This window comes from Pseudomonas sp. NFR09 (assembly GCF_900111535.1).
Classification (GTDB): Bacteria; Pseudomonadota; Gammaproteobacteria; order Pseudomonadales; family Pseudomonadaceae; genus Aquipseudomonas; species Aquipseudomonas extremorientalis.
In genome coordinates, this window is the sequence record NZ_FOIH01000002.1 from 393,228 (window position 1) to 416,323 (window position 23,096).

22 protein-coding genes and 1 other RNA gene are annotated in these 23,096 nt (G+C 62.1%); 13 read left to right on the forward strand and 10 right to left on the reverse strand.

The window, feature by feature from the left end; all coding sequences use genetic code 11:
• Window positions 1–229: 229 nt before the first annotated feature.
• Window positions 230–2,617 (forward strand): TonB-dependent receptor plug domain-containing protein, encoded by a 2,388-nt coding sequence (locus tag BMX59_RS05750; RefSeq protein ID WP_092241760.1) that lies wholly within the window; start codon window positions 230–232, stop codon window positions 2,615–2,617.
• A gap of 26 nt (window positions 2,618–2,643) precedes the next feature.
• Window positions 2,644–3,297: a gamma-glutamylcyclotransferase gene (locus BMX59_RS05755; RefSeq protein WP_092241762.1), complete on the forward strand. Its 654-nt coding sequence runs from the start codon at window positions 2,644–2,646 to the stop codon at window positions 3,295–3,297.
• Here the strand turns inward: BMX59_RS05755 and glpT are convergent.
• Both glpT and BMX59_RS05765 read right to left on the reverse strand, forming a co-directional pair.
• On the reverse strand, window positions 3,294–4,631 hold the full coding sequence (gene glpT / locus BMX59_RS05760) for a glycerol-3-phosphate transporter (RefSeq protein WP_025857408.1): 1,338 nt from the start codon (window positions 4,629–4,631) through the stop codon (window positions 3,294–3,296). The two genes, BMX59_RS05755 and glpT, sit on opposite strands and share 4 nt — an antisense overlap.
• Window positions 4,632–4,818: 187 nt before the next feature.
• Complete coding sequence (locus tag BMX59_RS05765) at window positions 4,819–5,796, reverse strand: NADPH:quinone oxidoreductase family protein (RefSeq protein ID WP_093120485.1); 978 nt, start codon at window positions 5,794–5,796, stop codon at window positions 4,819–4,821.
• Window positions 5,797–5,946: 150 nt separating this feature from the next.
• Between BMX59_RS05765 and BMX59_RS05770 the strand changes: the two genes are divergently transcribed.
• Window positions 5,947–6,354 (forward strand): flagellar basal body-associated protein FliL, encoded by a 408-nt coding sequence (locus BMX59_RS05770; RefSeq protein WP_093120488.1) that lies wholly within the window; start codon window positions 5,947–5,949, stop codon window positions 6,352–6,354.
• 97 nt (window positions 6,355–6,451) lie between these two features.
• On the opposite strand, the gene BMX59_RS05775 is transcribed toward BMX59_RS05770, so the two are convergent.
• From BMX59_RS05775 to BMX59_RS05790, 4 genes are all read right to left on the reverse strand, one after another.
• Window positions 6,452–7,570, reverse strand: a complete 1,119-nt coding sequence (locus BMX59_RS05775) for an ABC transporter permease (RefSeq protein WP_092241763.1) — start codon at window positions 7,568–7,570, stop codon at window positions 6,452–6,454.
• Entirely contained in the window at window positions 7,570–10,287 is a 2,718-nt protein-coding gene (gene rbbA / locus BMX59_RS05780) for a ribosome-associated ATPase/putative transporter RbbA (protein WP_093120491.1), read from the reverse strand. Before rbbA ends, BMX59_RS05775 begins: the two co-directional genes overlap by 1 nt.
• Complete coding sequence (locus BMX59_RS05785) at window positions 10,284–11,249, reverse strand: HlyD family secretion protein (RefSeq protein WP_093120494.1); 966 nt, start codon at window positions 11,247–11,249, stop codon at window positions 10,284–10,286. Before BMX59_RS05785 ends, rbbA begins: the two co-directional genes overlap by 4 nt.
• Window positions 11,250–11,318: 69 nt before the next feature.
• Window positions 11,319–11,768 carry an EVE domain-containing protein gene (locus tag BMX59_RS05790; protein WP_093120496.1) on the reverse strand — a complete coding sequence of 150 codons (450 nt, stop codon included), beginning with the start codon at window positions 11,766–11,768 and terminating at the stop codon, window positions 11,319–11,321.
• Between the two features lie 195 nt (window positions 11,769–11,963).
• Here BMX59_RS05790 and BMX59_RS30410 point away from each other — a divergent pair, with 195 nt between their 5' ends.
• The gene (locus BMX59_RS30410; protein WP_010207387.1) at window positions 11,964–12,113 is read left to right on the forward strand and encodes a hypothetical protein; all 150 of its coding nucleotides are present in this window, start codon (window positions 11,964–11,966) and stop codon (window positions 12,111–12,113) included.
• Between the two features lie 7 nt (window positions 12,114–12,120).
• On the opposite strand, the gene BMX59_RS05800 is transcribed toward BMX59_RS30410, so the two are convergent.
• The 4 genes from BMX59_RS05800 to BMX59_RS05815 all read right to left on the reverse strand — a co-directional run bounded on the left by BMX59_RS05800 (window position 12,121) and on the right by BMX59_RS05815 (window position 13,539).
• Window positions 12,121–12,750, reverse strand: a complete 630-nt coding sequence (locus BMX59_RS05800) for a 5-formyltetrahydrofolate cyclo-ligase (protein ID WP_093120499.1) — start codon at window positions 12,748–12,750, stop codon at window positions 12,121–12,123.
• A gap of 56 nt (window positions 12,751–12,806) precedes the next feature.
• A non-coding RNA gene (gene ssrS / locus BMX59_RS05805) (6S RNA) lies at window positions 12,807–12,985 on the reverse strand.
• A 30-nt stretch (window positions 12,986–13,015) separates the two neighbouring features.
• Window positions 13,016–13,333, reverse strand: a complete 318-nt coding sequence (locus tag BMX59_RS05810) for a cell division protein ZapA (protein WP_058426457.1) — start codon at window positions 13,331–13,333, stop codon at window positions 13,016–13,018.
• Window positions 13,330–13,539, reverse strand: a complete 210-nt coding sequence (locus BMX59_RS05815) for a TIGR02449 family protein (RefSeq protein WP_007982902.1) — start codon at window positions 13,537–13,539, stop codon at window positions 13,330–13,332. The genes BMX59_RS05810 and BMX59_RS05815 overlap by 4 nt, the downstream gene beginning before the upstream one ends.
• Before the next feature lie 138 nt (window positions 13,540–13,677).
• Here BMX59_RS05815 and BMX59_RS05820 point away from each other — a divergent pair, with 138 nt between their 5' ends.
• From BMX59_RS05820 to gcvH, 9 genes are all read left to right on the forward strand, one after another.
• The gene (locus tag BMX59_RS05820; RefSeq protein WP_058426458.1) at window positions 13,678–14,235 is read left to right on the forward strand and encodes a YecA/YgfB family protein; all 558 of its coding nucleotides are present in this window, start codon (window positions 13,678–13,680) and stop codon (window positions 14,233–14,235) included.
• Window positions 14,236–14,255: 20 nt separating this feature from the next.
• A complete protein-coding gene (pepP, locus tag BMX59_RS05825; RefSeq protein WP_071490452.1) occupies window positions 14,256–15,578 on the forward strand; it encodes a Xaa-Pro aminopeptidase in 1,323 nt (440 codons plus the stop codon).
• Window positions 15,575–16,762: a 2-octaprenyl-6-methoxyphenyl hydroxylase gene (gene ubiH / locus BMX59_RS05830; RefSeq protein WP_093120501.1), complete on the forward strand. Its 1,188-nt coding sequence runs from the start codon at window positions 15,575–15,577 to the stop codon at window positions 16,760–16,762. Before pepP ends, ubiH begins: the two co-directional genes overlap by 4 nt.
• Complete coding sequence (locus BMX59_RS05835) at window positions 16,755–17,240, forward strand: DUF4442 domain-containing protein (protein WP_093120504.1); 486 nt, start codon at window positions 16,755–16,757, stop codon at window positions 17,238–17,240. Before ubiH ends, BMX59_RS05835 begins: the two co-directional genes overlap by 8 nt.
• Window positions 17,241–17,249: 9 nt before the next feature.
• Entirely contained in the window at window positions 17,250–18,467 is a 1,218-nt protein-coding gene (locus BMX59_RS05840) for a 2-octaprenyl-3-methyl-6-methoxy-1,4-benzoquinol hydroxylase (protein ID WP_175486661.1), read from the forward strand.
• A 160-nt stretch (window positions 18,468–18,627) separates the two neighbouring features.
• Window positions 18,628–19,632 (forward strand): extracellular solute-binding protein, encoded by a 1,005-nt coding sequence (locus tag BMX59_RS05845; RefSeq protein WP_071490448.1) that lies wholly within the window; start codon window positions 18,628–18,630, stop codon window positions 19,630–19,632.
• 149 nt (window positions 19,633–19,781) lie between these two features.
• Window positions 19,782–21,398 carry an ABC transporter permease gene (locus tag BMX59_RS05850; RefSeq protein WP_092241776.1) on the forward strand — a complete coding sequence of 539 codons (1,617 nt, stop codon included), beginning with the start codon at window positions 19,782–19,784 and terminating at the stop codon, window positions 21,396–21,398.
• Between the two features lie 156 nt (window positions 21,399–21,554).
• The gene (gcvT, locus tag BMX59_RS05855) at window positions 21,555–22,637 is read left to right on the forward strand and encodes a glycine cleavage system aminomethyltransferase GcvT (protein ID WP_093120511.1); all 1,083 of its coding nucleotides are present in this window, start codon (window positions 21,555–21,557) and stop codon (window positions 22,635–22,637) included.
• A 53-nt stretch (window positions 22,638–22,690) separates the two neighbouring features.
• A complete protein-coding gene (gene gcvH / locus BMX59_RS05860) occupies window positions 22,691–23,074 on the forward strand; it encodes a glycine cleavage system protein GcvH (protein WP_071490445.1) in 384 nt (127 codons plus the stop codon).
• Window positions 23,075–23,096: the final 22 nt, after the last annotated feature.

Consider the following 23,096-nt stretch of genomic DNA (forward strand, 5'->3'; position numbering starts at 1 on the left):
AACTACCGGGATTGGCACGCGCAATCCTGACGAATGGGCGAGTTTGCATATGCAATCGCTTATGCTTTAAAGGTATTTAATTTGTTACATGAATATCCTTAAGCTATATCGCAACGGACTACCGACTCATTCACAACCACCAATCACTGACCGCCACCGCCCGCCAGCCGGACCGATCGTATGAACTCAGAACGCGATGTTCTGGTTTTTTGATTCAAAGGGGAGCGGTATGGGGAGCTACAAGCAACACGCGCTGTACACGGCGATTTTGTCAGCCAATTTGCTGACCGCCGTGGGTTTCAATCCTGTCTTCGCGGCCGAAACCTCGGCTACCGATGCACCCAGGCTCGACACCGTGATCGTCACCGGCACCCGGGCCCAGGAGCGCACGGCCAGTGCTTCGCTGTCACCCATCGATGTGATTTCCGGCGATACCCTGCGCAGCACCGGCTCCGATGAGCTGGGCGCCGTGCTGGCGCGGCTGATTCCGTCGATCAACTTCCCGCGCCCGAGCCTGGTGGACGGTGCCGAGCTGGTGCGTCCTGCGCAGTTGCGTGGCCTGTCGCCAGATCAGGTGCTGGTGCTGGTCAATGGCAAGCGTCGCCATACCAGCGCGTTCGTCAACCTGGGCGGTGCGGTGGGTCGCGGCTCTGCGCCGGCGGACCTGAATGCGATCCCGCTGTCGGCGGTAGACCATATCGAGGTGCTGCGCGATGGCGCTTCCGCGCGCTACGGCTCGGACGCCATTGCCGGGGTGATCAACGTGATCCTCAAGCACGCCGACCATGGTGGCTCGATCTCTACCAAGTTCGGCGAATACAAGAAGGGCGACGGTATCCAGCGTAATGTCAGCGGCAATACTGGCCTGGCGCTGGGCGATAACGGCTTTATCAACCTCTCGGCCGAAGGTGCCGATAACGATTACACCAACCGTGCGGGAGATGATTACCGCCCAGGCAGTGTCGGCTCCACCACCTACGGCCAGCGCGTGTTCCGCCAGGGCGAGCCGGCCACCAATGAGGGCAAGTTCCAGTTCAACTCGGAATATTCGTTCAACGATGCTGCCGAGTTCTACACCTTCGGCGGCTACAGTAAGCGGCGCGGTGAGACGGCGGCGTTCTACCGGGCGAGCAACGCTTCCAATAACATCCCGGCGCTCAACCCCAACGGTTATCTGCCGCTGATCAAGGGCAACCTGGAAGACACCTCGCTGGTGGTGGGCCTGCGTGGGCTGTTGGCCTACGACTGGCATTACGACCTGTCGGCCAACTACGGCAAGAACCAATACGAGCTGGGCACGGAAACCATCAACACCTCCCTGGGCCTGGCCACGCCGCGCAAGTTCGACAACGGCACCCTGAGCAACGACCAGAAGCAAGTCAGCCTCGACCTGTCCCGTGAGTTCGACGTGGGCTTGCTGCCATACCCGGTCTCCGTGGCCTTTGGCGGTGAATACCTGCGCCAGGGTTACGAGATTGAAGCGGGTGAACCGGCGTCCTACTACCAGACCGGCAGCTCGGGCCTCGGTGGCTTCCGTGATGCCGACGCCGGCAGCAGTTCGCGCCACAACTGGGCCCAGTACCTGGACCTGGAAACCAACTTCACCGAAAAACTCAGCGCATCGGCCGCCGTGCGGCATGAGGATTACAGTGACTTCGGTTCCAATGTCAGCGGCTCGCTGTCGGCCCGTTACGACTTCACCCCGCAGGTGGCCTTGCGCGGCAGTATCTCCAACGGTTTCCGCGCACCGTCCCTGGCGCAGCAGAACTTTGCGTTTACCTCGTCGCAATTGATCGGCAGTGATATCCGCGAGGCCGGCACCTTCCCGGCGTCGAGCCAGGTGGCCCGCCTGCTGGGCGCGGAAGACCTCAAGGCCGAGAAGTCGCGCAACTACAGCCTTGGCCTGGTACTGGAACCTGCCGACGACCTGACGGTAACGGTGGACGTGTACCGCATCGATATCCGCGACCGTATCAGTCTGTCGTCCAACCTTAACCTGGACCCGGCCACCCAGGCCTATCTGCGCGCCAATGGTGTCGGCAATATCAACTACACCACTGCCCGCTACTTCACCAACGCCACCGACACCAGCACCGACGGCGTCGACCTGGTGGCCAACTATCGCTATCAGTTCGATAACGGCATCCGCTGGAACAGCACCGTGGGCTACAACTACAACCACACCCGGGTGACGGACGTAAAGCCCAACCCGGCCATCCTCGACAGCCTGGGTGCCAACCTGGTGCGGGTAGACCGTCGCGAAAAGAGCGGTTTGTTGGGCGATACCACGCCTGAGCACAAGCTGAGCCTGGGTAACGACTTCACATTCGGCAATTGGGCGCTGCACAGTAACCTGGTGCGCTATGGTGAATTCACCAGCTACCAGGCCGACAAGGTCAACGACCAGACCTTCAAGGCGGCCTGGGTCCTGGATTTGTCGGCGGACTACAAGTTGAAGAACTGGACCTTCACCCTGGGCGGCGACAACGTCACCGATAAATATCCGGAGAAGGTCAACGCGTTTGCCAGCAGCGGTGGGAATTTGGCCTATAGCACTTTTTCGCCATACGGTTACAGCGGTGCGTTCTATTACGGTAAAGTTGCCTACAACTGGTAAAGCACAGGAGACCTAAGCGATTTGCCATGACCGTTATTGAATCCGATCTTTTGCAATTGGCTTACCCTCCGCGGCTCGATCTTGGGCCGCAACTCACTCACGAACAGTTGATGAGCTCGATGCAGGCCACTATGGCGCGGCATAAGGGTGGGCCGGTCTGGTTATTCGCTTATGGTTCGCTGATCTGGCGCCCTGAATGCTCCTCGACCGAGCGGGTGCGGGCACGGGTCCACGGTTATCACCGGGGTCTGTACCTGTGGTCCCATGAGCATCGGGGGACACCGGAGTTGCCGGGATTGGTGTTTGGTCTGGATCGCGGCGGCTCCTGCAGCGGGTTTGCCTACCGTTTGCCGGACGATCAGTTGGAGGCCTCGCTGTACGCCCTGTGGCAGCGCGAGATGCCTTACCCGTCCTACCGGCCACACTGGCTCAGCTGCCGTCTGGAAGATGGCAATACCGTACAGGCGCTGGGGTTTGTGTTGGAACGGCACTTGCCCAGTTACGCCGGTAACTTGCCCGATATCGTGCTGAACCATGTGCTGCAAAGCGCTTGCGGGCGTTACGGCACCACTCGCGATTATGTCGAGCAGACCGTCAACGCCCTGCGTAGCCACGCCATGCCAGATAAGAACCTGGAGGCGCGGCTCAAGCGCTGTGCAAAGGATTGCCCAGGCGGTTAACGCGCCGAGCTGACGCTGTTGGTGTGCCACAGGGTTGGGATCAGGAAGGCGATTGCCAGCAGGCACGCGCCGATCAGCAGCACGAAACCACCGTCCCAGCCGAAATGGTCCACGGTGTAACCCATGGCCGCACTGGCTGCCACCGAGCCGCCCAGGTAACCGAACAGGCCGGTGAAGCCCGCAGCGGTGCCGGCGGCTTTCTTCGGTGCCAGTTCCAGCGCCTGCAGGCCGATCAGCATCACCGGGCCGTAGATCAGGAAGCCGATGGAGAACAGCGCGATCATGTCGATCATCGGGTTGCCCGGCGGGTTGAGCCAGTACACCAGGGTCGCCACGGTCACCAACGCCATGAACACGATGCCGGTCAGGCCACGGTTGCCACGGAAGATCTTGTCCGACATCCAGCCGCACAACAGCGTGCCCGGGATACCGGCCCACTCATAGAAGAAGTACGCCCACGACGATTTATCCACCGTGAAGTGCTTGGCTTCTTTCAGGTAGGTCGGTGCCCAGTCCAGTACGCCATAGCGCAGCAGGTAGACAAACACGTTGGCGAAGGCGATGTACCACAGCATTTTGTTGCGCAGCACGTACTTGACGAAGATTTCCTTGGCGCTGAATTCGTCTTCGTGGCTGGCGTCGTAGCCTTCCGGGTAATCGTTCTTGTATTGCTCGATTGGCGGCAGGCCTACCGATTGCGGGGTGTCGCGCATGGTGATGAAGGCAAAGGCCGCGACCAGCAACGCCACGGTGGCCGGTACGTAGAACGCCGCGTGCCAGTCGTTGAACCAGGCCATGCCCAGCAGGAACAGCGGGCCGATCAGGCCGCCGCCGACGTTGTGCGCCACGTTCCACACTGACACCACGCCGCCGCGTTCTTTCTGCGACCACCAGTGCACCATGGTCCGTCCACTTGGCGGCCAGCCCATGCCCTGGGCCCAACCGTTGATGAACAGCAAAATGAACATCATGGTCACGCTGGACGTCGCCCAAGGTGCGAAACCGAAAATGAACATCACCCCGGCGGAAACCAGCAGGCCGAAGGGCAGGAAGTAGCGCGGGTTGGAGCGGTCGGACACCAGGCCCATGAGGAACTTGGACAGACCGTAGGCAATCGCGATAGCCGACATCGCCAGGCCCAGTTCGCCGCGGGTATAGCCCTCGTCGATCAGGTAAGGCATGGCCAGGGAGAAGTTCTTGCGCAGCAGGTAGTACCCGGCGTAACCGAAGAAAATACCGGCGAAGATCTGCCAGCGCAGGCGTCGGTAGGTACTGTCTATTTTTTCTTCAGGCAGGGGCGCCTGATGTGCGGCAGGACGAAAGAAAGCAAACATTCAAGAGCTCCAGATTTCTTGTTTTGACTGCGGATGCGAATGTTACAGTTTCGTTACCGAAAATAGCATCGCCTCTTATCTGTAAACAACAAGAAATGAACCCTAATGAATGTTCCCTTACGAACACCGGAGATCAAAATGTGTGAGAGGGGCTTGCCCCTCCCACATTGACCCTATTTCAAATTTTTTATCGAGTCTGGACGACCACTTTACCAACCGCCTTGCGCTGCCCCAGATCATTGATTGCCTGGGCGGCCTGTTCCAGCGGATACACCTGCGACACCAACGGCTTCAACTTGCCCTCGCCGTACCAGGTGAACAACTGCTGGAAGTTCGCCGCATTATCCTGCGGCTGGCGCTGAGCGAACGAACCCCAGAACACCCCTACCACCGCCGCGCCCTTGAGCAGCGCCAGGTTCACCGGCAACTCCGGAATGCGCCCGCTGGCAAACCCCACCACCAGCAAGCGGCCGTTCCAGGCGATGGCGCGGATGGCCTGGTCAAACAGGTCGCCGCCCACCGGGTCGTAGATCACATCGGCGCCATTGCCGTCCGTGAGGCGCTTGATCTCGTCTTTCAGGCTGGTTTCGCTGTAGTTGATCAACTCATCGGCGCCGGCGGCCTTGGCCACCGCGAGTTTGTCGGCGCTGCTGGCGGCGGCGATCACACGGGCGCCCATGGCTTTGCCGATTTCCACGGCGGCCAGGCCCACACCGCCGGAAGCGCCGAGCACCAGCAGGGTTTCGCCGGCTTGCGGGTTGGCCCGTTGCTTGAGCGCGTGCATCGACGTGCCGTAGGTCATGCTGAACGCGGCGGCGGTGTTGAAATCCATGCTCGGCGGGATCGGCAGTACGTTATAGCCCGGCACCGCGACCTGTTCGGCAAAGCTGCCCCAGCCGGTCAGCGCCATGACCCGGTCACCGACTTTCAAGTGGCCGACTTTTTCGCCCACTTCACTGACCACGCCTGCCGCCTCGCCACCCGGCGAGAACGGAAAGGGCGGCTTGAACTGGTACTTGCCCTCGATGATCAGCGTATCCGGGAAGTTGACCCCGGCCGCGTGCACGTCCAGCAGGATTTCGTTCTTCTTGATCGCAGGGCTTGCGACATCTTCCAGCACCAGGGTTTCGGCAGGGCCGAAGGCTTTGCACAGCACAGCTTTCATCGGACTATTCCTTTTGGCGTCGTGGCCGATAAGTGTAGGAGGGTACGCCCGTGGGTCAACGAGCATGCCCAGGCCTGATAAGCCGCCATAAGCTTGTGCTCTGCCTTGCTAGCGTTATGCTACCCGGCAACCGAATGTGAGGAATGAACTGTGAAAGCGTGGATCCTGTTGATGCTGGCCCTGACCTTGCCGATGGCGGCCCAGGCCGAAGAAGCCAAAGAAGGCGAGGCGCCGAAGGTCAGCTATATCAGCCTGAGCCCGCCGTTCGTGGGCAACTACGGCCTGGATGGCACGGCGAAACTCAAGGTGTTCAAGGCCGACATCGCCCTGCGCGTGACCGGCACCGAAGCGGCCGCCGCCGTCAAAGCCAACGATGCGTTGATCCGTAACCAGTTGGTGGCGCTGTTCACCCAGCAGACCAATGAGGCGATGAGCACCGTCGAGGGCAAGGAAAAACTGCGCCAGGAAGCGTTGAAGCAAACCCAGCAAGTGATGAGCGATGAGACCGGCAAGCCGGTGGTGGAAGACCTGTTGTTCAATAACCTGATCATCCAATAAGTCGCTACGCGACTATCGGGGGCAAGCCCCCTCCCACAGTTGGAATGCGATCAAATGTGGGAGGGGGCTTGCCCCCGATGACGGCGGTACAGGCGCCTCAGGACGCCAGGCTTTTCCTGAACCGCGCCAACGCCACCACAAAAAACACCAACCCAATCCCCGCCAGCGCCAGCAAGTCCGGCCACACCACGCTCACCCCCGCATCACGAAACAGAATCGCCGCACTCAAACTCACAAAATGCGTCGACGGCGACCCCTGCATCACCCACTGCAACCACTCGGGCATGCTGTCCAGCGGCGTACTGCCGCCTGAGAGCAACAGCATCGGGATAATCACCGGAATTGCCAGCAGGCCGAATTGCGGCGTCGAACGGGCGAGCGTGGCGAGGAAAATCCCCAGCGCCGTGCTGGCAAACAGGTACAGCGCTGTCACGAACAGGAATAACCCCAGCGATCCGGCCAGTGGTACACCGAGCAAGCCTCTGACCACCACCTCCAGCGACAGCCAGGTGCACAGCACCACCACCAGCATGTTGCTCCAGATTTTTGCCAGCATGATTTCCAGCGCCGTCAGCGGCAGCACCAGCAGGTGGTCGAGGGTGCCGTGTTCACGCTCACGCAGCAGGGCAGTGCCGGTGAGGATAATGGCGAGGATGGTGATGTTGTTGACGATCTGGATCACCGCCAGGAACCAGCCGCCCTCCAGATTGGTGTTGAACAGCGCCCGGGTAGTGAGCTGCGCGGGTGCCCGGCTGGCGGCATCGGCTTGTCCGCTGTAGGTCAGCAGTTCCCGCTGGAAAATCCGCCCGATGTAGCCCGCCCCCATGAACGCCTGGCTCATCGCCGTGGCATCCACATTCACCTGCACCCCCGGCTGGCGCCCCGCCAACAGGTCAGCCTGGAAGTTCGCCGGCACATTGATTACGAAGGTGTACTTGCCGCTGTCCATGACCCTGTCCAATTGGTCATAGGCCAACGGTGCAGGCGCCTGGAATTCGGGCGGTTGCAGCGCTTCGGCCATCTGCCGTGAGAGGGCGCTGTGGTCTTCATCGACAAACGCTACGCTGGCATTGTGCACACCGATCACCGAACCGGCGGCGGGCATATAGATGGCGACGGTGAAGGCGTAGAACAGAAACAGCAGCAATACGCTGTCGTGGCGCAGGCTGGTCAGTTCCTTGATTCCCAGCCGCAGAATGTGCGCGAACTTATGCATCAGGCCTCCTGCTTCTTGAGCATGACCAGGCTCAGCCCGGTAAACCCGACGAAGAACCCGAACAGCGCCAGGCACTGGGGCCACAACTGGCGCAGGTCCAGGGCCTTGGTGAAGGTGCCCACGGCAATATCCAGGAAGTGCCCCGCCGGAAACAACATACCCATCAAGGCCGCCGCGCCCTCCAGGGACGAGCGCGGCACGATCAGCCCGGAGAACTGGATCGTCGGCAAGCTGGTGATGATCATGGTGCCGAGGATCGCCGCGATCTGCGTACGGGTGAAGGCCGAAATCAGCAGGCCCATGCTGGTGGTCGCCAGCACGTAGAGCAGGCCGCCGAACGCCAGGGTGAGGGCGCTGCCCTTGAAGGGTACGCCGAACAGCCAGCGGTTCATCGCCACCAATACCGCCAGGTTGACCAGGCTCACGGCCAGGTACGGTGCCTGTTTGCCGAGCAGGAACTCCAGTCGGGTCAGCGGCGTGGCGTAGAAGTTGGTGATCGAGCCCAACTCCTTTTCGCGCACGATGCCGAGCGCGGTGAGCATGGCCGGGATAAATGCCAGGATCAGCGCCATCACGCCGGGGCCGATGGCATTCACGCTGACCACGTCCTGGTTATAGCGAAAGCGCGTTTCCAGCCTGGCGGCGGCCGGGGTGTTGCGCGGCAGGCTGCTCAGTTCGGCCAGTTGCTGCAGGTTCTCCTGATGCACGGCCTCGACATAGTTACGGCTGGTTTCCGCGCGAAACGGCATGCCGCCTTCCAGCCACGCGGCCACCGTAGGCTGGCGGCCGGCATAGAGATCGCGGCCAAAACCAGGCGGGATCTCCAGGGCCAGTTTGATTTCTGAACGTTGCAGGCGCCGGTGCAGTTCAGTCGAGTCCTGGATCGGCGCTTGCTCGGCGAAATAGCGCGAACTGCGAAACGCCTCCAGGTAGGCGCGGCTTTGCGGCGTCTGGTCCTGGTCGTAGACGGCGAAGGCGAGGTTTTCCACATCCAGGGAAATGCCATAGCCGAAGATCACCATCATGAACATCGCCCCCAGCAGGGCGAAGGCCATGCGCACTCTGTCGCGCAGCAGTTCCTTGCCTTCGCGGCTGGCTACGGCCACCAGGCGGGCCAGGCTGAACCCACGTTTACTCATGGGCGGTGTGCTGGTTTCGCTGACAGTCTTGGCGGGCACGGTAGGCTCGGCTTCGCCCTGGGCGTGCTCCAGGCAGGTGACGAACGCCGCTTCCAACGTATCGCCGTGGAATTGCTGTTGCAGCGCATCCGGCGTATCGCAGGCCAGCACCTTGCCCGCGTGCATCAGGGAGATGCGGTCGCAGCGCTGGGCTTCGTTCATGAAGTGGGTGGACAGGAAGATGGTCACGCCTTGCTCGCGGGACAGCTTGATCAGCAATCGCCAGAAGTCATCCCGCGCGGCCGGGTCGACGCCCGAGGTGGGCTCGTCGAGAATCAGCACTTCCGGACGATGCAGCACCGCCACCGCCAATGACAAGCGTTGGCGCAGGCCCAAGGGCAGCTCGCCGGACGGTTGCTCGGCGACGTTACCGAGGTCGAAACGCTGGATCAGCTCATCGATGCGCGGGCCGCTGTCCGCCTTGGGCAGGTCGAACAGTTGCGCATGCAGCACCAGGTTCTGGCGCACGCTGAGTTCGCCGTACAGCGAGAAGCTTTGCGACATGAAACCCACGCGCTTGCGGGTGGCCAGGTCCTTGGCGTTCACCGGGTTGCCCAGAAGCGTCGCGCTGCCCTCGGTGGCCGGCATCAGCCCGGTGAGGACTTTCATGGTGGTGGTCTTGCCGCAGCCGTTGGAGCCGAGGAAGCCGAAGATCTCGCCGCGACCAATGGCGAAGCTGACCTTGTTCACTGCGGTGAAATCGCCAAAACGCAGGGTCAGGTCATGGGCCTCGATGGCGATATCGGTGTTGTCGCTTTGCCTCGGCGGGATCACCAGCGGCTGGTTGTCGTGAGCACTGTCACCCTGGAAGTGGGTGAAGGCTTCGTCCAGCTTGCCGCTGGGTGTCGCGGCGGCCAAGTCGCTGCTCAGGCCATCGGCGATCAGCTTGCCGCGATCGAGCATCAGGCAGTGTTCGAACTGCTCGGCCTCTTCCATGTAGGCCGTGGCCACCAGCAGCGTCAGTTGCGGGCGTTCGCTGCGTACGCTGTCGACCAGTTCCCAGAAGCGCCGACGTGACAGCGGATCGACGCCGGTGGTGGGTTCGTCGAGGATCAGCAGGTCCGGGTCGTGGATCAGCGCGCAGCACAAACCGAGCTTCTGCTTCATGCCACCGGAGAGCTTGCCCGCCGGGCGTTCGGCGAAACGCGCGAGGTCGGTGGCCAGCAGCAGGTTGTGCATGCGCTGGTCGCAATCGGCTTGGGACAGGCCGAACAGCGTGGCAAAAAAGCGGATGTTTTCGCTGATGGACAGCTCGGGGTACAGGTTGCCGCCCAAACCCTGGGGCATAAAGGCAATGCGCGGGTACAGGCTGTTGCGGTGGCGGCGATCTTCGATGGCGCCGCCGAGCACCTGCAACTGGCCGTCCTGGAGCTTTTTAACCCCGGCGATCAAGCCCAGGAGGCTCGACTTGCCTGCGCCATCCGGGCCGATCAACCCGCAGCGCGTACCAGCCGGCAGGCTGAAAGCGATATCAACCAGGGCCTGTTGCTTGCCGTAGCGATGATGGATCCCCGTGGCCTGCAGCGCCAGGGCGGTCATTGCAAGTTGGCCGGCCAGTCAATGTCAGCCGTGCGCACATAACCGGCGCCGGGCATGCCCGGTTTGGCCTGGGGCACGGCGCTGGGTTGGGTCAGGCGCAGTTTGACGCGGAACACCAGTTTCTGGCGTTCGTCGCGGGTTTCCACTTCCTTGGGGGTGAACTGGGATTTGGCGGCGACGAAGCTGATCCTGGCCGGCAGCGGCTGGTCGGGCAGGGCGTCGAGCAGGATGCGTGCGTCGCTGCCGACGGTGAGGCGGCCGGTCACGGAAGCGGGCAGGTAGAGGTTCATGTACTGATCATTAGGATCGATCAGTAGCAGCACGCGGCCACCCGCGCCGAGCACTTCGCCGGGCTCGGCCAGGCGCAGCTGGATGATTCCGTCGATGGGCGCGCGCAGGCTGCTGTCGTCGATCTCGCTGGTGAGCTGGGCGACCTGGGCCTGGGCGGCGCCAATCGCGGCTTTCACCGAATTGACCTGGGCCTGGGCGGCAGTCACCGCGGCGTTGCCGGTGTTCTGCCGGGCTTGCTGCTGGTCGATCAACTGGCTGCTGGCGAAGCCGCGCTTGTACAGCTCCTGGGTGCGCTTGAGTTCCTGGTTGGCCAGCAATTGTTCGCTCTGGCGCAGTTGTACGTTGGCCTCGGCAGCGGCGAAGTTTTCCTTGGCGCGCAGCACTTCGGCCTCGGCCTGGGCGCGTTGGGCTTCGAGGGTGCGGGTGTCCATGCGCGCGAGCAGTTGGCCTTTGAGCACCTTATCGCCTTCGTCTACCCGCACTTCGGCCAGGCGCCCGGGGATCTTGGCAGCGATCTGCACTTCGGTGGATTCCAGGCGCCCATTGCCCATGCTCAGGCCTTCGGGCAGGCGGTCCTGGGTGGAGCGCCAATAACCGAAGCCGCCGGCACCCAGCAACAGGGCGATGAGGGCAACGGCGAATAGGCGGGAGGTGTGGTGGTTCGTCGACATGGCTGCTTCCTGCGGCGTTAGCGTCCTAGTGTGAGCGGTTTGCCCCGGTGCGGCGTTGACGCCGGTCAGTCAAATCAACTTGATGACGGCGGCCCATTGCTCGGGCGTGACGGGCATCACCGAAAGCCGGCTGCCTTTTTGCACCAGAGGCAATTCGGCAAGGGCCGTTTGCTGTTTGAGATAGCCCAGGCCGAGCACCTTGGGAAAGGTCTGGACATGGGCGACGTTGATCGCGCTCCACGGATTTTTTTCCGGGCTGGCCTTGGCGTCGAAGTAGTGGCTTTCGGGCTCCAGCGCGGTGGGGTCCGGATAGGCCGCCTCGATGATTTTGCCGATGCCGGCAATACCCGGCTCCGGGCAACTGGAGTGATAGAAGAAAAACTCGTCACCCACCGCCATGGCCCGCAGGAAGTTACGCGCCTGGTAATTGCGCACCCCGTCCCAGCGGGCTTCGCCGAGTTTTTCCAGGCCTTTGATGGAGAGTTCGTCGGGCTCGGATTTCATCAGCCAATAGGCCATTTTCGGGCTCCTGAAATAAGCAGTGGGCAAGTTGTCCTGCAATTTAATGACAAACCGACAGTCGGTTGGCGCCAAGGTTTGCGTGTTGGTTCACGTTACCGCAGAATGCCGGCTTTTAAAGCTTGACGCAGCTGCAACGGACTACTTTGGAACGTTGTTGTCATCGTGTACGAGATGCCTGAAGGGGGGCAATCGATGCAACGTAAACCGGATTTACTATGGATTTTGGTGATTTTGTTTGGTCTGGGCGTCGTGACCACCGGGTATGCCCAAAGCTTGTGGTCGAACAAGACCGATGCGCCCGTTGAACTGGCTCAGCAGCAGCCGCAACCGTTCAAGCGCTGACCCTTCTTCAAGGCGCCGCTGACTCCAGTGGCGTCTTCGCAATATACCAATGCTTATCGGTGACGGTGCCCGCCAACGGCACATCCCAGCTTGCCTGTGCCAATCGACCGACCTTCTGACATTCATGGGCCAGGCCCAGCAGCGTTGGCTTGCGCCAGCTCCGGCGGCGCGCCAGATAAGCCAGGCTGCGGTCGTAGAACCCGCCACCCATGCCCAGGCGTCCGCCGACATCATCGAACCCCACCAACGGCAGCAGCACCAGGTCCAGCGCCCAGACGTTGCGTTGGCGGCTGATATTCACCCGTGGTTCCAGGATGCGAAAGCGATTGGGCAGCAGCTTTTCCCCAGGTCTCACCTGTTGAAACACCATCTTGGTGCGGGGCCAGGCGCTGAGTACCGGCAGGTAGGTGGCTTTGCCCCGGCGCTGTGCTGCACGCAGCAGCAAGCGCGGATCGATTTCACCGTCCGTCGGTAGATACAAAGAAATATGCTTGGCCCGGCGAAACAGCGGATGCTGTGCCAGTTGCCGATACAGGCCCTGGGCGGCCTTGCGCTGCTCGCTCGGCGTGAGGGCGCGGCGGGCTTTGCGCAACATGCGTCGAAGTTGCGGACGGGAAAGCGGCGCAGGTTCGGTCATGGTTTCGGCTCATAAAACAATGCCAGTCCGGAGACTGGCATTGAGTTTGGGAATTCAGGCTCCCCGACAGAGCCGCTGTCGACTTAGCCCTTGAACCCGAAAGTTCAAGGTGGAAGATGCAGTAGGCTTTAAGGCTTTCCGTCTAGCGGACATGCACACCAGCCCAACGTGCAACTTCCAGGGTAGTGCGAATCGGCTCAGGGACATCGCCGACTGGCAAACACGCCAGGGAGTGGGGCGAGTATACCTTAAACCGTCGCGGCAATCAGCCCTTGGGTGCTTCCGGGTCGCTGGAAAGCACCAGATCGACACGTTCCAGCAAGTCACGCACCTGCTCACGCGTCGAGCCGCTGGCCTGCACGTCAGGGCGTTCCTGCTTATGCAGCAGATCGTGGGTAATGTTCAGGGCGGCCATCACGGCGATGCGGTCAGCGCCGATGACTTTGCCGCTGCTGCGGATTTCACGCATCTTGCCATCCAGGTAGCGGGCGGCGCTCACCAGGTTGTTGCGCTCTTCCTGGGGGCAGATGATCGAATATTCTTTGTCGAGGATCTGCACGGTGACGCTATTGCTTGAACTCATGAGTCTTGCTCCAGGGCCTTCAGGCGCGAAATCATCGATTCGACCTTACGCCGGGCGATTTCGTTTTTTTCAATGAGGTGAGCGCGTTCCTCGCGCCAGGTCTTTTCCTGAGCTAATAGGAGTCCGTTTTGACTCTTAAGTTGCTCGACCCGAGTAATTAGCAATTCGAGTCTGGCCATCAGCGCTTGCAGGTCGGTGTCTTCCATTGGGTTCCACTGGATTTGTCTGATGAATGGCAACTGCAGGATAAACGATCTGACGCCCTTGATAGTCTTGGTACGTCTGCCGGTGCTAGGATACAGCGCTCCATTCTAGACATTGCGCCGTCTGGCGCCTAGCTCACCATGCCTATTCAGAACTCCCCGTACGATGCTTTCTCCAAACTGCTGAGCGCCAGCGGCCACCCCTGCTCACCAGCCGAACTGCACGGCGTGTTGCTGGGCCGTAGCTGTACCGGCGTCGGCTTTGATGCCGACAACTGGCTGGCCGACGTGGCCGAGCTGCTGGAAACCGAACCGACCGACAACGTGCGCAACGCGCTGATCGGCCTGCAAGAGATGGTCAAGGGCGAGCTGACCGGTGATGACGTCACCGTGGTCCTGCTGCTGCCGACCGACGACGCGCCGCTTACCGAGCGTGCCGCCGCACTGGGCCAATGGTGCCAGGGCTTCCTCCACGGCTTCGGCGTGAACGCCGGCGGCCTGGAACTGAGCACCGACGCCAAGGAAGTGCTGCAGGACCTGGCAGCCATCTCCCAGGTGCAAGACGCCCTGGAAGAGTCCGAAGACGGTGAGGGCGACTACATGGAAGTGATGGAATACCTGCGCGTCGCGCCGCTGCTGCTGTTCACCGAGACCAAAAAATCGGCTGAGCCGGCTGCACCCAAGCCGTCGCTGCACTAAGAAAGGAAATCCATCTGCCCATGATCCATATCCCGAAAGCGGAATACACCCGGCGCCGCAAGGCGCTCATGGCGCAGATGGAACCCAACAGCATCGCGATCCTGCCGGCCGCCGCCGTGGCGATCCGCAACCGTGATGTCGAGCACGTCTACCGCCAGGACAGCGACTTCCAGTACCTGAGCGGCTTCCCCGAGCCGGAAGCGGTGATCGTGCTGATGCCCGGTCGCCAGCACGGCGAGTACGTGCTGTTCTGCCGCGAACGCAACGCCGAACGCGAACTGTGGGACGGCCTGCGCGCCGGCACCGAAGGCGCAATCCGTGACTTTGGCGCCGACGATGCCTTCCCCATCACCGATATCGACGACATCCTGCCCGGCCTCATCGAAGGCCGCGACCGGGTGTACTCGGCCATGGGCAGCAATGCGGAGTTCGACCGGCACCTGATGGAATGGATCAACGTGATCCGCTCCAAAGCCCACCTGGGCGCCCAGCCACCGAACGAATTCGTTGCGCTGGATCATCTGTTGCACGACATGCGCCTGTATAAATCGGCGGCGGAAGTGAAAGTGATGCGCGAGGCGGCGCGAATCTCCTGCGCGGCCCACGTGAAGGCGATGCAGGCCAGCCGGGCCGGGCTGTATGAGTTCAGCCTGGAAGCCGAGCTTGATTACGAGTTTCGCAAGGGCGGCGCAAAAATGCCGGCCTATGGCTCCATCGTCGCTGCCGGGCGCAACAGCTGCATCCTGCATTACCAGCAGAATGATGCGGTGCTCAAGGACGGCGACCTGGTGCTGATCGACGCCGGTTGCGAGATCGACTGCTATGCCAGCGACATCACCCGCACCTGGCCGGTCAATGGCAAGTTCTCGCCGGAACAAAAGGCGATCTACGAGATTGTGCTGGCCTCCCAGGAAGCGGCCTTCGCCGAGATCGCCCCGGACAAGCATTGGAACCAGGCCCATGAGGCGACCGTGCACGTCATCACCGCCGGGTTGGTCAAGCTGGGATTGTTGCAGGGTGACGTCGACGAACTGATCGCCAGCGAAGCCTATAAGGCGTTTTACATGCACCGCGCCGGCCATTGGCTGGGCATGGATGTACATGATGTGGGCGAATACAAAGTGGGCGGTGAATGGCGTGTGCTGGAAGTCGGCATGGCGTTGACCGTGGAGCCGGGGATCTACATTTCGCCGGACAACCAGAACGTGGCAAAGAAATGGCGTGGCATTGGCGTACGCATCGAGGACGACGTGGTAGTGACCAAGCAAGGCTGTGAAATCCTGACCGGCGGTGTGCCCAAGACCGTCGCCGACATCGAAGCGCTGATGGCGGCTGCCCGATGAGCCGGGTTAACCTGGCGATCATCGGCGGCGGCCTGGTGGGTGCCAGCCTGGCACTGGCGTTGCAGGCCGGGGCCAGGGCCCGTGGCTGGAAGATCGTGCTGATCGAACCCTTCGCGCCGGGCGACAGCTACCAGCCGAGCTACGATGCACGTTCGTCGGCGCTGTCCTTCGGCGCCCGGCAGATCTATCAGCGCCTGGGCCTGTGGCAGGACATTTCCCGCCGCGCCGAGCCGATCAAGCAGATCCATGTGTCCGACCGTGGGCGTTTCTCCACTGCACGTCTGTCCGCGATGGAGGAGGGCGTGCCGGCCCTCGGCTACGTGGTGGAAAACGCCTGGCTGGGCCAATGCCTGTGGCAAGGCCTGGACAAAGACGTGGTCAGCTGGCGTTGCCCGGCCGAGGTCACACGCATGGAGCCGCTGCCCGATGGCTACCGCCTGACCCTCAATGATGAAACCGTGCTGGAGTGTGATCTTGCCGTACTGGCCGACGGCGGCCGCTCCGGCCTGCGCGAGCAATTGGGCATTGGCGTGAAAACCCGCCCGTACAATCAGAGCGCGCTGATCGCCAACATCACCCCCAGCGAAGCCCACAACGGCGAGGCGTTCGAGCGCTTCACCGATGAAGGCCCGATGGCCTTGCTGCCGCTGCCAGACAACCGCTGCGCGCTGGTCTGGACCCGCATCGGCATGGATGCGCAGCGCCTGGCCAGTCTCGATGAGCGCAGTTTCCTGAGTGAATTGCAGGGTGTGTTCGGCTATCGCCTGGGCACCCTCAAGCAGGTCGGTGCCCGCCACCTGTATCCGCTGACGCTGGTGGAAGCCGAGGAGCAGGTGCGTTCGCACCTGGCGATCCTTGGCAATGCCGCCCACAGCCTGCACCCGATTGCCGGGCAAGGCTTCAACCTGTCCCTGCGTGACGCGAATGCCCTGGCCGAGGCCTTGCTGGCCGGGCCGCAAGTGCCGGGTGATTTAGCCACCTTGCAGGGCTATCGCGAGCGCCAGCGCCTGGACCAGAGCCTGACCGTGGGCTTCTCCGACCAGGTCACCCGCCTGTTTGCCAGCGCCCAACCGTTGGTCGCGGTGGGGCGCAACCTGGGTTTGCTGGGCCTGGACCTGTTGCCGCCGGCCAAGCGCTGGTTCGCCCGGCAGGCCATGGGCCTGGGCACGCGCCCCGATGCGTAAGTGGTTGATCGCGCGTCTGGGCAAGGCGCGGTTGTTGCGTTGGATCATGACCCTGTACCCGCCGTATCTGGGCGCGGGGGTCAGCGTGCAGCACATGAGCGCCGATTTCCGTCACGTCAAAGTGCGCATGGGCCTGGGCTGGTACAACCGCAACTATGTCGGCACGCAATTCGGCGGCAGCCTGTACTCGATGGTTGACCCGTTCTACATGTTGATGCTGATGGAGAACCTGGGCCGCGACTACATCGTGTGGGACAAGGCTGCGAGTATCGATTTCATTTCGCCCGGCAAAGGTCCGGTGTATGCCGAATTCTCCATCGACGAGACCTTGCTGGACGAGATCCGTCGACACACCGAAGGTGGCGAGAAGTACCTGCCCCACCTCGAGGTGCAGATTCATGACGGCTCCGGCACCCTGGTGGCGCGGGTCGAAAAAACCCTTTACGTGCGGCGCAAGCCGCCAGTGAGACAGGCTTAAAGCATGGATATGCGCGCAGATGTGCTGATTGTCGGGGCCGGAATGGTCGGAAGCGCCCTGGCGCTGGCGTTGCAGGGCAGCGGCCTGCAGGTGCTGCTGCTCGACGGCAGCCCGCTGAGCGTCAAGCCGTTCGACCGTGACGCGGCGTTTGAACCCCGCGTGAGCGCCTTGTCGGCTGCCAGCCAACGCATCCTCGAACGTCTGGGCGTGTGGGACGGCATCCTGTCGCGCCGCGCCAGCCCTTATGGCGAGATGCAGGTGTGGGACGGCAGCGGCACCGGGCAGATCCACTTCTCGGCGGCCAGCGTACATGCCGAGGTGCTCGGGCATATCGTCGAGAACCGCGTGGTGCAGGATGCCTTGCTCGACCGTCTGCACGACTGCGACCTGGGCCTGCTGGCCAATGCGCGCCTGGAACAGATGCGCCGCTCCGGCGATGACTGGCTGCTGACCCTGGCCGACGGGCGCAAATTGCGCGCGCCGCTGGTGGTGGCCGCCGATGGTGCCAACTCCGCCGTACGCCGCCTGACCGGCACTGCCACCCGCGAATGGGATTATCTGCATAACGCCATCGTTACCAGCGTGCGCAGCAGCCAGCCGCATCAGCGTACGGCGTGGCAACGCTTTACCGATACCGGCCCGCTGGCATTTTTGCCGCTGGTGCGGGATGGGCATGAGGATTGGTGTTCGATCGTCTGGTCGACCACGCCGGCCGAGTCCGAGCGCTTGATGGCGCTGGATGATGAACGTTTCTGCCGTGAACTGGAACGCGCCTTTGAAGGGCGCCTTGGTGCGGTGCTGAGCGCCGACCCGCGCGTGTGCGTCCCGTTGCGTCAGCGCCACGCCAAACGCTACGTGGCCGAAGGCCTGGCATTGATCGGCGACGCGGCCCACGTCATCCACCCATTGGCGGGGCAGGGCGTGAACCTGGGCTTCCTTGATGCGGCGACATTGGCTGAAGTCTTGTTGGCGGCGACCGAGCGCGGCGAGCGCCTGGCGGACGTGAAGGTGCTGAGCCGATACGAGCGTCGACGCATGCCGCATAACCTGGCGCTGATGGCGGCGATGGAGGGCTTTGAGCGGTTGTTCCAGGCCGATCAACTACCGCTGCGCTGTCTGCGCAACGCCGGGCTGAAGATGGTCGACCAGATGCCCGAGGCCAAGGCCGTGTTCGTACGCCAGGCTCTCGGCCTGACTGGCGATCTCCCGGACCTTGCCAAACCCTGATATTGAAATGCGACCCCTTGTGGGAGGGGGCTTGCCCCCGATGAGGCCATCAGCCTACAAGCAATATCCGTCATGCAACATCTGGTAACGCCTCCACCGAGCGCTACCAAATGTGAGTCCTTATCATTTGCCCTCTTTTTGCAAATGAGAGACCGCACCCATGTTGGCACCCAAGCGCCTCCTGACTGCCCTGGCACTCACCCTGATCGGCAGCACCACCGTGCAGGCCGCCGACGAAGTGGTGGTCTACTCCTCGCGTATCGATGAGCTGATCAAGCCGGTCTTCGACGCCTACACCCAAAAAACCGGCGTGCAGGTCAAGTTCATCACCGACAAGGAAGCGCCGCTGATGCAGCGCATCAAGGCCGAGGGCGCAAACGCAACCGCCGACCTGTTGCTCACCGTCGATGCCGGCAACCTCTGGCAGGCCGAGCAGATGGGTATCCTGCAACCGTTCACCTCCCCGGTGATCGACAAGAACATTCCCCTGCAATATCGCTCGTCAAAACACACCTGGACCGGCTTGAGCCTGCGCGCACGCACCATCGCCTATTCCACCGACCGGGTAAAACCGGGTGACCTCACCACCTACGAAGCCCTGGCCGACAAACAATGGGAAGGCCGCCTGTGCCTGCGTACGGCGAAAAAGGTCTACAACCAGTCGCTGACCGCCACCCTGATCGAAACCCACGGCGCGGCCAAGACCGAAGAGATCGTCAAGGGTTGGGTCAACAACCTGTCCACCGACGTGTTCTCCGATGACATCGCCGTGCTCGAAGCCATCAACGCCGGGCAGTGCGACGTGGGTATCGTCAACACCTACTACTATGGCCGCCTGCACAAGCAGAAGCCGGACCTGGCCGTGAAGCTGTTCTGGCCGAACCAGGGTGACCGTGGCGTGCACGTGAACCTGTCGGGTATCGGCCTGACCCAGCACGCGCCGCATCCGGAAGCCGCCAAGGCGCTGGTGGAGTGGATGACCACGCCTGAGGCGCAGAAGATCTTTGCCGACGTGAACCAGGAGTTCCCGGCCAACCCGGCGGTGCCGCCGTCAGCCGAAGTGGCGACGTGGGGCAAGTTCGTCGCGGATACCTTGCCGGTGGAAGTCGCGGGCAAGCGCCAGGCTGAGGCTATTCGGTTGATGGATCGCGCCGGCTGGAACTGACACACTACGGGTCAAAATGTGGGAGGGGGCTTGTCCCCGATAGCGGGATATATCAGTTCACTCATCATGGACAGATCCACCGCCATCGGGCGCAAGCCCCCTCCCACATTGGATTGAGTTGAATTTAAGACATTCATTGAGAGCTGACTTTGGCCCACCCCGCCCAACGCCGCTGGTACCTGCCGGTCTTTACCGTCGCCGCCCTGGTGCTGTTGCCGCTGAGCGTGCTGTTGCTGTCCTGGCAAAGTATCGATGCACAGGTCTGGTCGCACCTGTGGGAAACCCAGATGCCGCGCCTGCTGGGCAACACGCTCATCCTGGTGCTGGGCGTCGGCATTGGCGTGACCCTATTGGGCGTCAGCCTGGCCTGGCTGACCAGCCTCTGCGAATTCCCCGGACGACGCTGGCTCGATTGGGCACTGATGTTGCCGTTCGCCATTCCTGCCTATGTGCTGGCCTTTGTATTTGTCGGCCTGCTGGACTTCTCCGGCCCCGTGCAAACCCTGTTGCGTGAATGGTTCGGCACCGGGCTGCGCCTGCCACGGGTGCGCTCCACCGGCGGTGTGATCATCGTTCTGGTCCTGGTGTTCTATCCCTATGTTTATCTATTGGCGCGCACCGCATTCCTGGCCCAGGGCAAAGGCCTGATGGAGGCCGCGCGGGTGCTCGGGCAATCGCCATGGCGAGCGTTCTGGCACGTGGCTCTGCCCATGGCGCGCCCGGCGATTGGGGCTGGAGTCGCCTTGGCGTTGATGGAAACCCTGGCGGATTTCGGCGCGGTCTCGGTGTTCAACTTCGATACGTTCACCACCGCCATCTACAAGACGTGGTACGGCTTCTTCAGTCTTTCCAGCGCCGCCCAACTGGCCAGCCTGTTGCTGCTGGTGGTGATGCTGGTGCTGTACGGCGAGCGGCGCGCCCGCGGCGCCAGCCGGCCGGGCAATGAGCGGCCACGGGGCAAGGCGTTGTACCACCTGCGCGGGGTCAAGGCGGCCGCAGCCAGCAGTTGGTGCGGGTTGGTGTTCGCCTGCGCGTTTGTCATCCCGATGCTGCAACTGGTGGCCTGGTTCTGGCAGCGCGGCCGCTTCGATCTGGATGAGCGCTATTCGGGCCTGATCCTCCATACGCTTTACCTGGGCGGCATCGCGGCCTTGATCACGGTCAGCGTGGCGCTGGTACTGGCGTTCGCCAACCGCCTGGCGCCGACACGGGCGATCCGTTCCGGTATCAGCCTGGCCAACGTTGGCTATGCCTTGCCGGGCTCGGTGCTGGCGGTATCGATCATGTTGGCGTTCAGCTATCTGGACCGTGAACTGGTGGTGCCGCTGTCCGGCTGGCTCGGCGGGGCGGGCAAGCCGTTGTTGCTGGGCAGCCTGTCGGCGTTGGTGCTGGCGTATCTGGTGCGTTTCCTGGCGGTGGCCTATGGGCCGTTGGAAAACAGCCTGGCGCGTATCCGTCCGTCCCTGCCGGAAGCTGCACGCAGCCTTGGCGTCAGTGGTCCACGACTGTTTTGCAAAGTGTATCTCCCGTTGCTGTTGCCGGGGACGTTGAGCGCAGCACTCCTGGTGTTTGTCGATGTGCTCAAGGAAATGCCTGCCACCTTGCTGATGCGCCCGTTCGGCTGGGACACGCTGGCGGTGCGGATCTTTGAAATGACCAGCGAAGGCGAGTGGGCACGGGCCTCTTTGCCGGCGTTGACCCTGGTGCTGGTGGGCCTGTTGCCCGTGATCGGGCTCATCCGACGCTCTGCACGGCAAATCGGTTAGGTGCCAGTCCTACGGCTTGCGGCTACAATGCGCGGCATTCGGTGCGCTTCGTCTTTTGGAGCGGGTCGCTGGACGTGGCTGCAGGCCTTGTGAATCAAGGTGTTCAGCGCGGACAGTCGCTCCGCGCACCTTCGCCAAGCCCGGAAGGAGAAACCCATGGGACAGCGTACGCCTCTGTATGACCTGCATCTCGCCCTCGGCGCGAAAATGGTCGATTTTGGCGGTTGGGATATGCCTCTGCACTACGGCTCGCAAGTTGAGGAGCACCATCAGGTGCGACGCGACTGCGGGGTGTTCGATGTATCTCATATGACCGTGATCGATGTCAGCGGCCCCCAGGCCAAGGAGTGGCTGCAGCACCTGCTGGCCAATGATGTCGAACGCCTGCACGACTGCGGCCGTGCGTTGTACAGCGCCATGCTCAACGAGCAGGGCGGCGTGGTGGACGACATGATTGTCTACCGAACCGAGGCCGCCTATCGGCTGGTGGTCAACGCCGCCACCCGCGACCAGGATATGGCCTGGATGCACGCGCAACTGGGCGACTATCAGGTGCAACTGCATGAGCGCGCCGAGTTGGCGATGCTGGCCATCCAAGGCCCCCACGCCCGGCAGAAGATCGCTGAGCTGGTCACTCAATCGCGCAGCAACCTGATTCACCAGCTCAAGCCCTTCGAAGGCCGCGCCGATGGTGACTGGTTTATCGCACGTACCGGGTACACCGGCGAAGACGGCCTGGAAATTGTCCTGCCTGCCGATCAGGCACCGGGCTTTTTCAATGACCTGGTGGGCGCTGGTATTTCACCCATCGGCCTCGGCGCCCGCGATACCTTGCGCCTGGAAGCGGGCATGAACCTGTACGGCCAGGACATCCACCAGGAGGTTTCGCCCCTGGCGTCGAATATGGCCTGGAGCATCGCCTGGGAACCGGCCGAGCGTAATTTCATTGGCCGCACCGCACTGGAAGCGGAAAAAGCAGCTGGTGTGCAGTTCAAACTGGTCGGGCTGGTGCTGGAAGAACGCGGGGTTTTGCGTGCTCACCAGGTGGTTCGTATCGCCAATATTGGCGAAGGGGAGATCACCAGTGGTAGTTTCTCTCCTACGCTGAGCAAATCCATTGCGCTGGCGCGTGTACCGACGGCAACCGCTGATCGGGCCGAAGTGGAAATCCGCGGCAAGTGGTACCCGGTTCGAGTGGTCAAACCGACCTTCGTGCGCCATGGCAAAACCTTGATCTAACCTATTTCCGGCAGGCCGAAGGCCGCTGACATTACTTCTTGAGGACACAGACTATGAGCGATATCCCTGCCGACCTGCGTTTTGCCGAAAGCCACGAATGGGCACGCCTGGAAGCTGACGGCACCGTGACCGTCGGTATTTCCGACCATGCCCAGGAAGCGTTGGGTGATGTGGTGTTTGTTGAGTTGGCCGAAGTGGGCGCCCAGTTTGACGCGACTGGCCAGGCGGGTGTGGTTGAGTCGGTCAAGGCCGCCTCGGATATCTACGCCCCGGTTGCAGGCGAAGTGATTGCCGTCAACGAAGAACTGAGTGGTAGCCCGGAGCTGCTGAACTCTGATCCCTACGGCGCTTGGATCTTCAAGCTCAAGCCAAGCAACCCGGCTGATCTGGATAAATTGCTGGATGCTGCCGGCTACAAAGCCGCCATCGGCGAGTGATCCTGTTGCGGGAGCCGGTCAA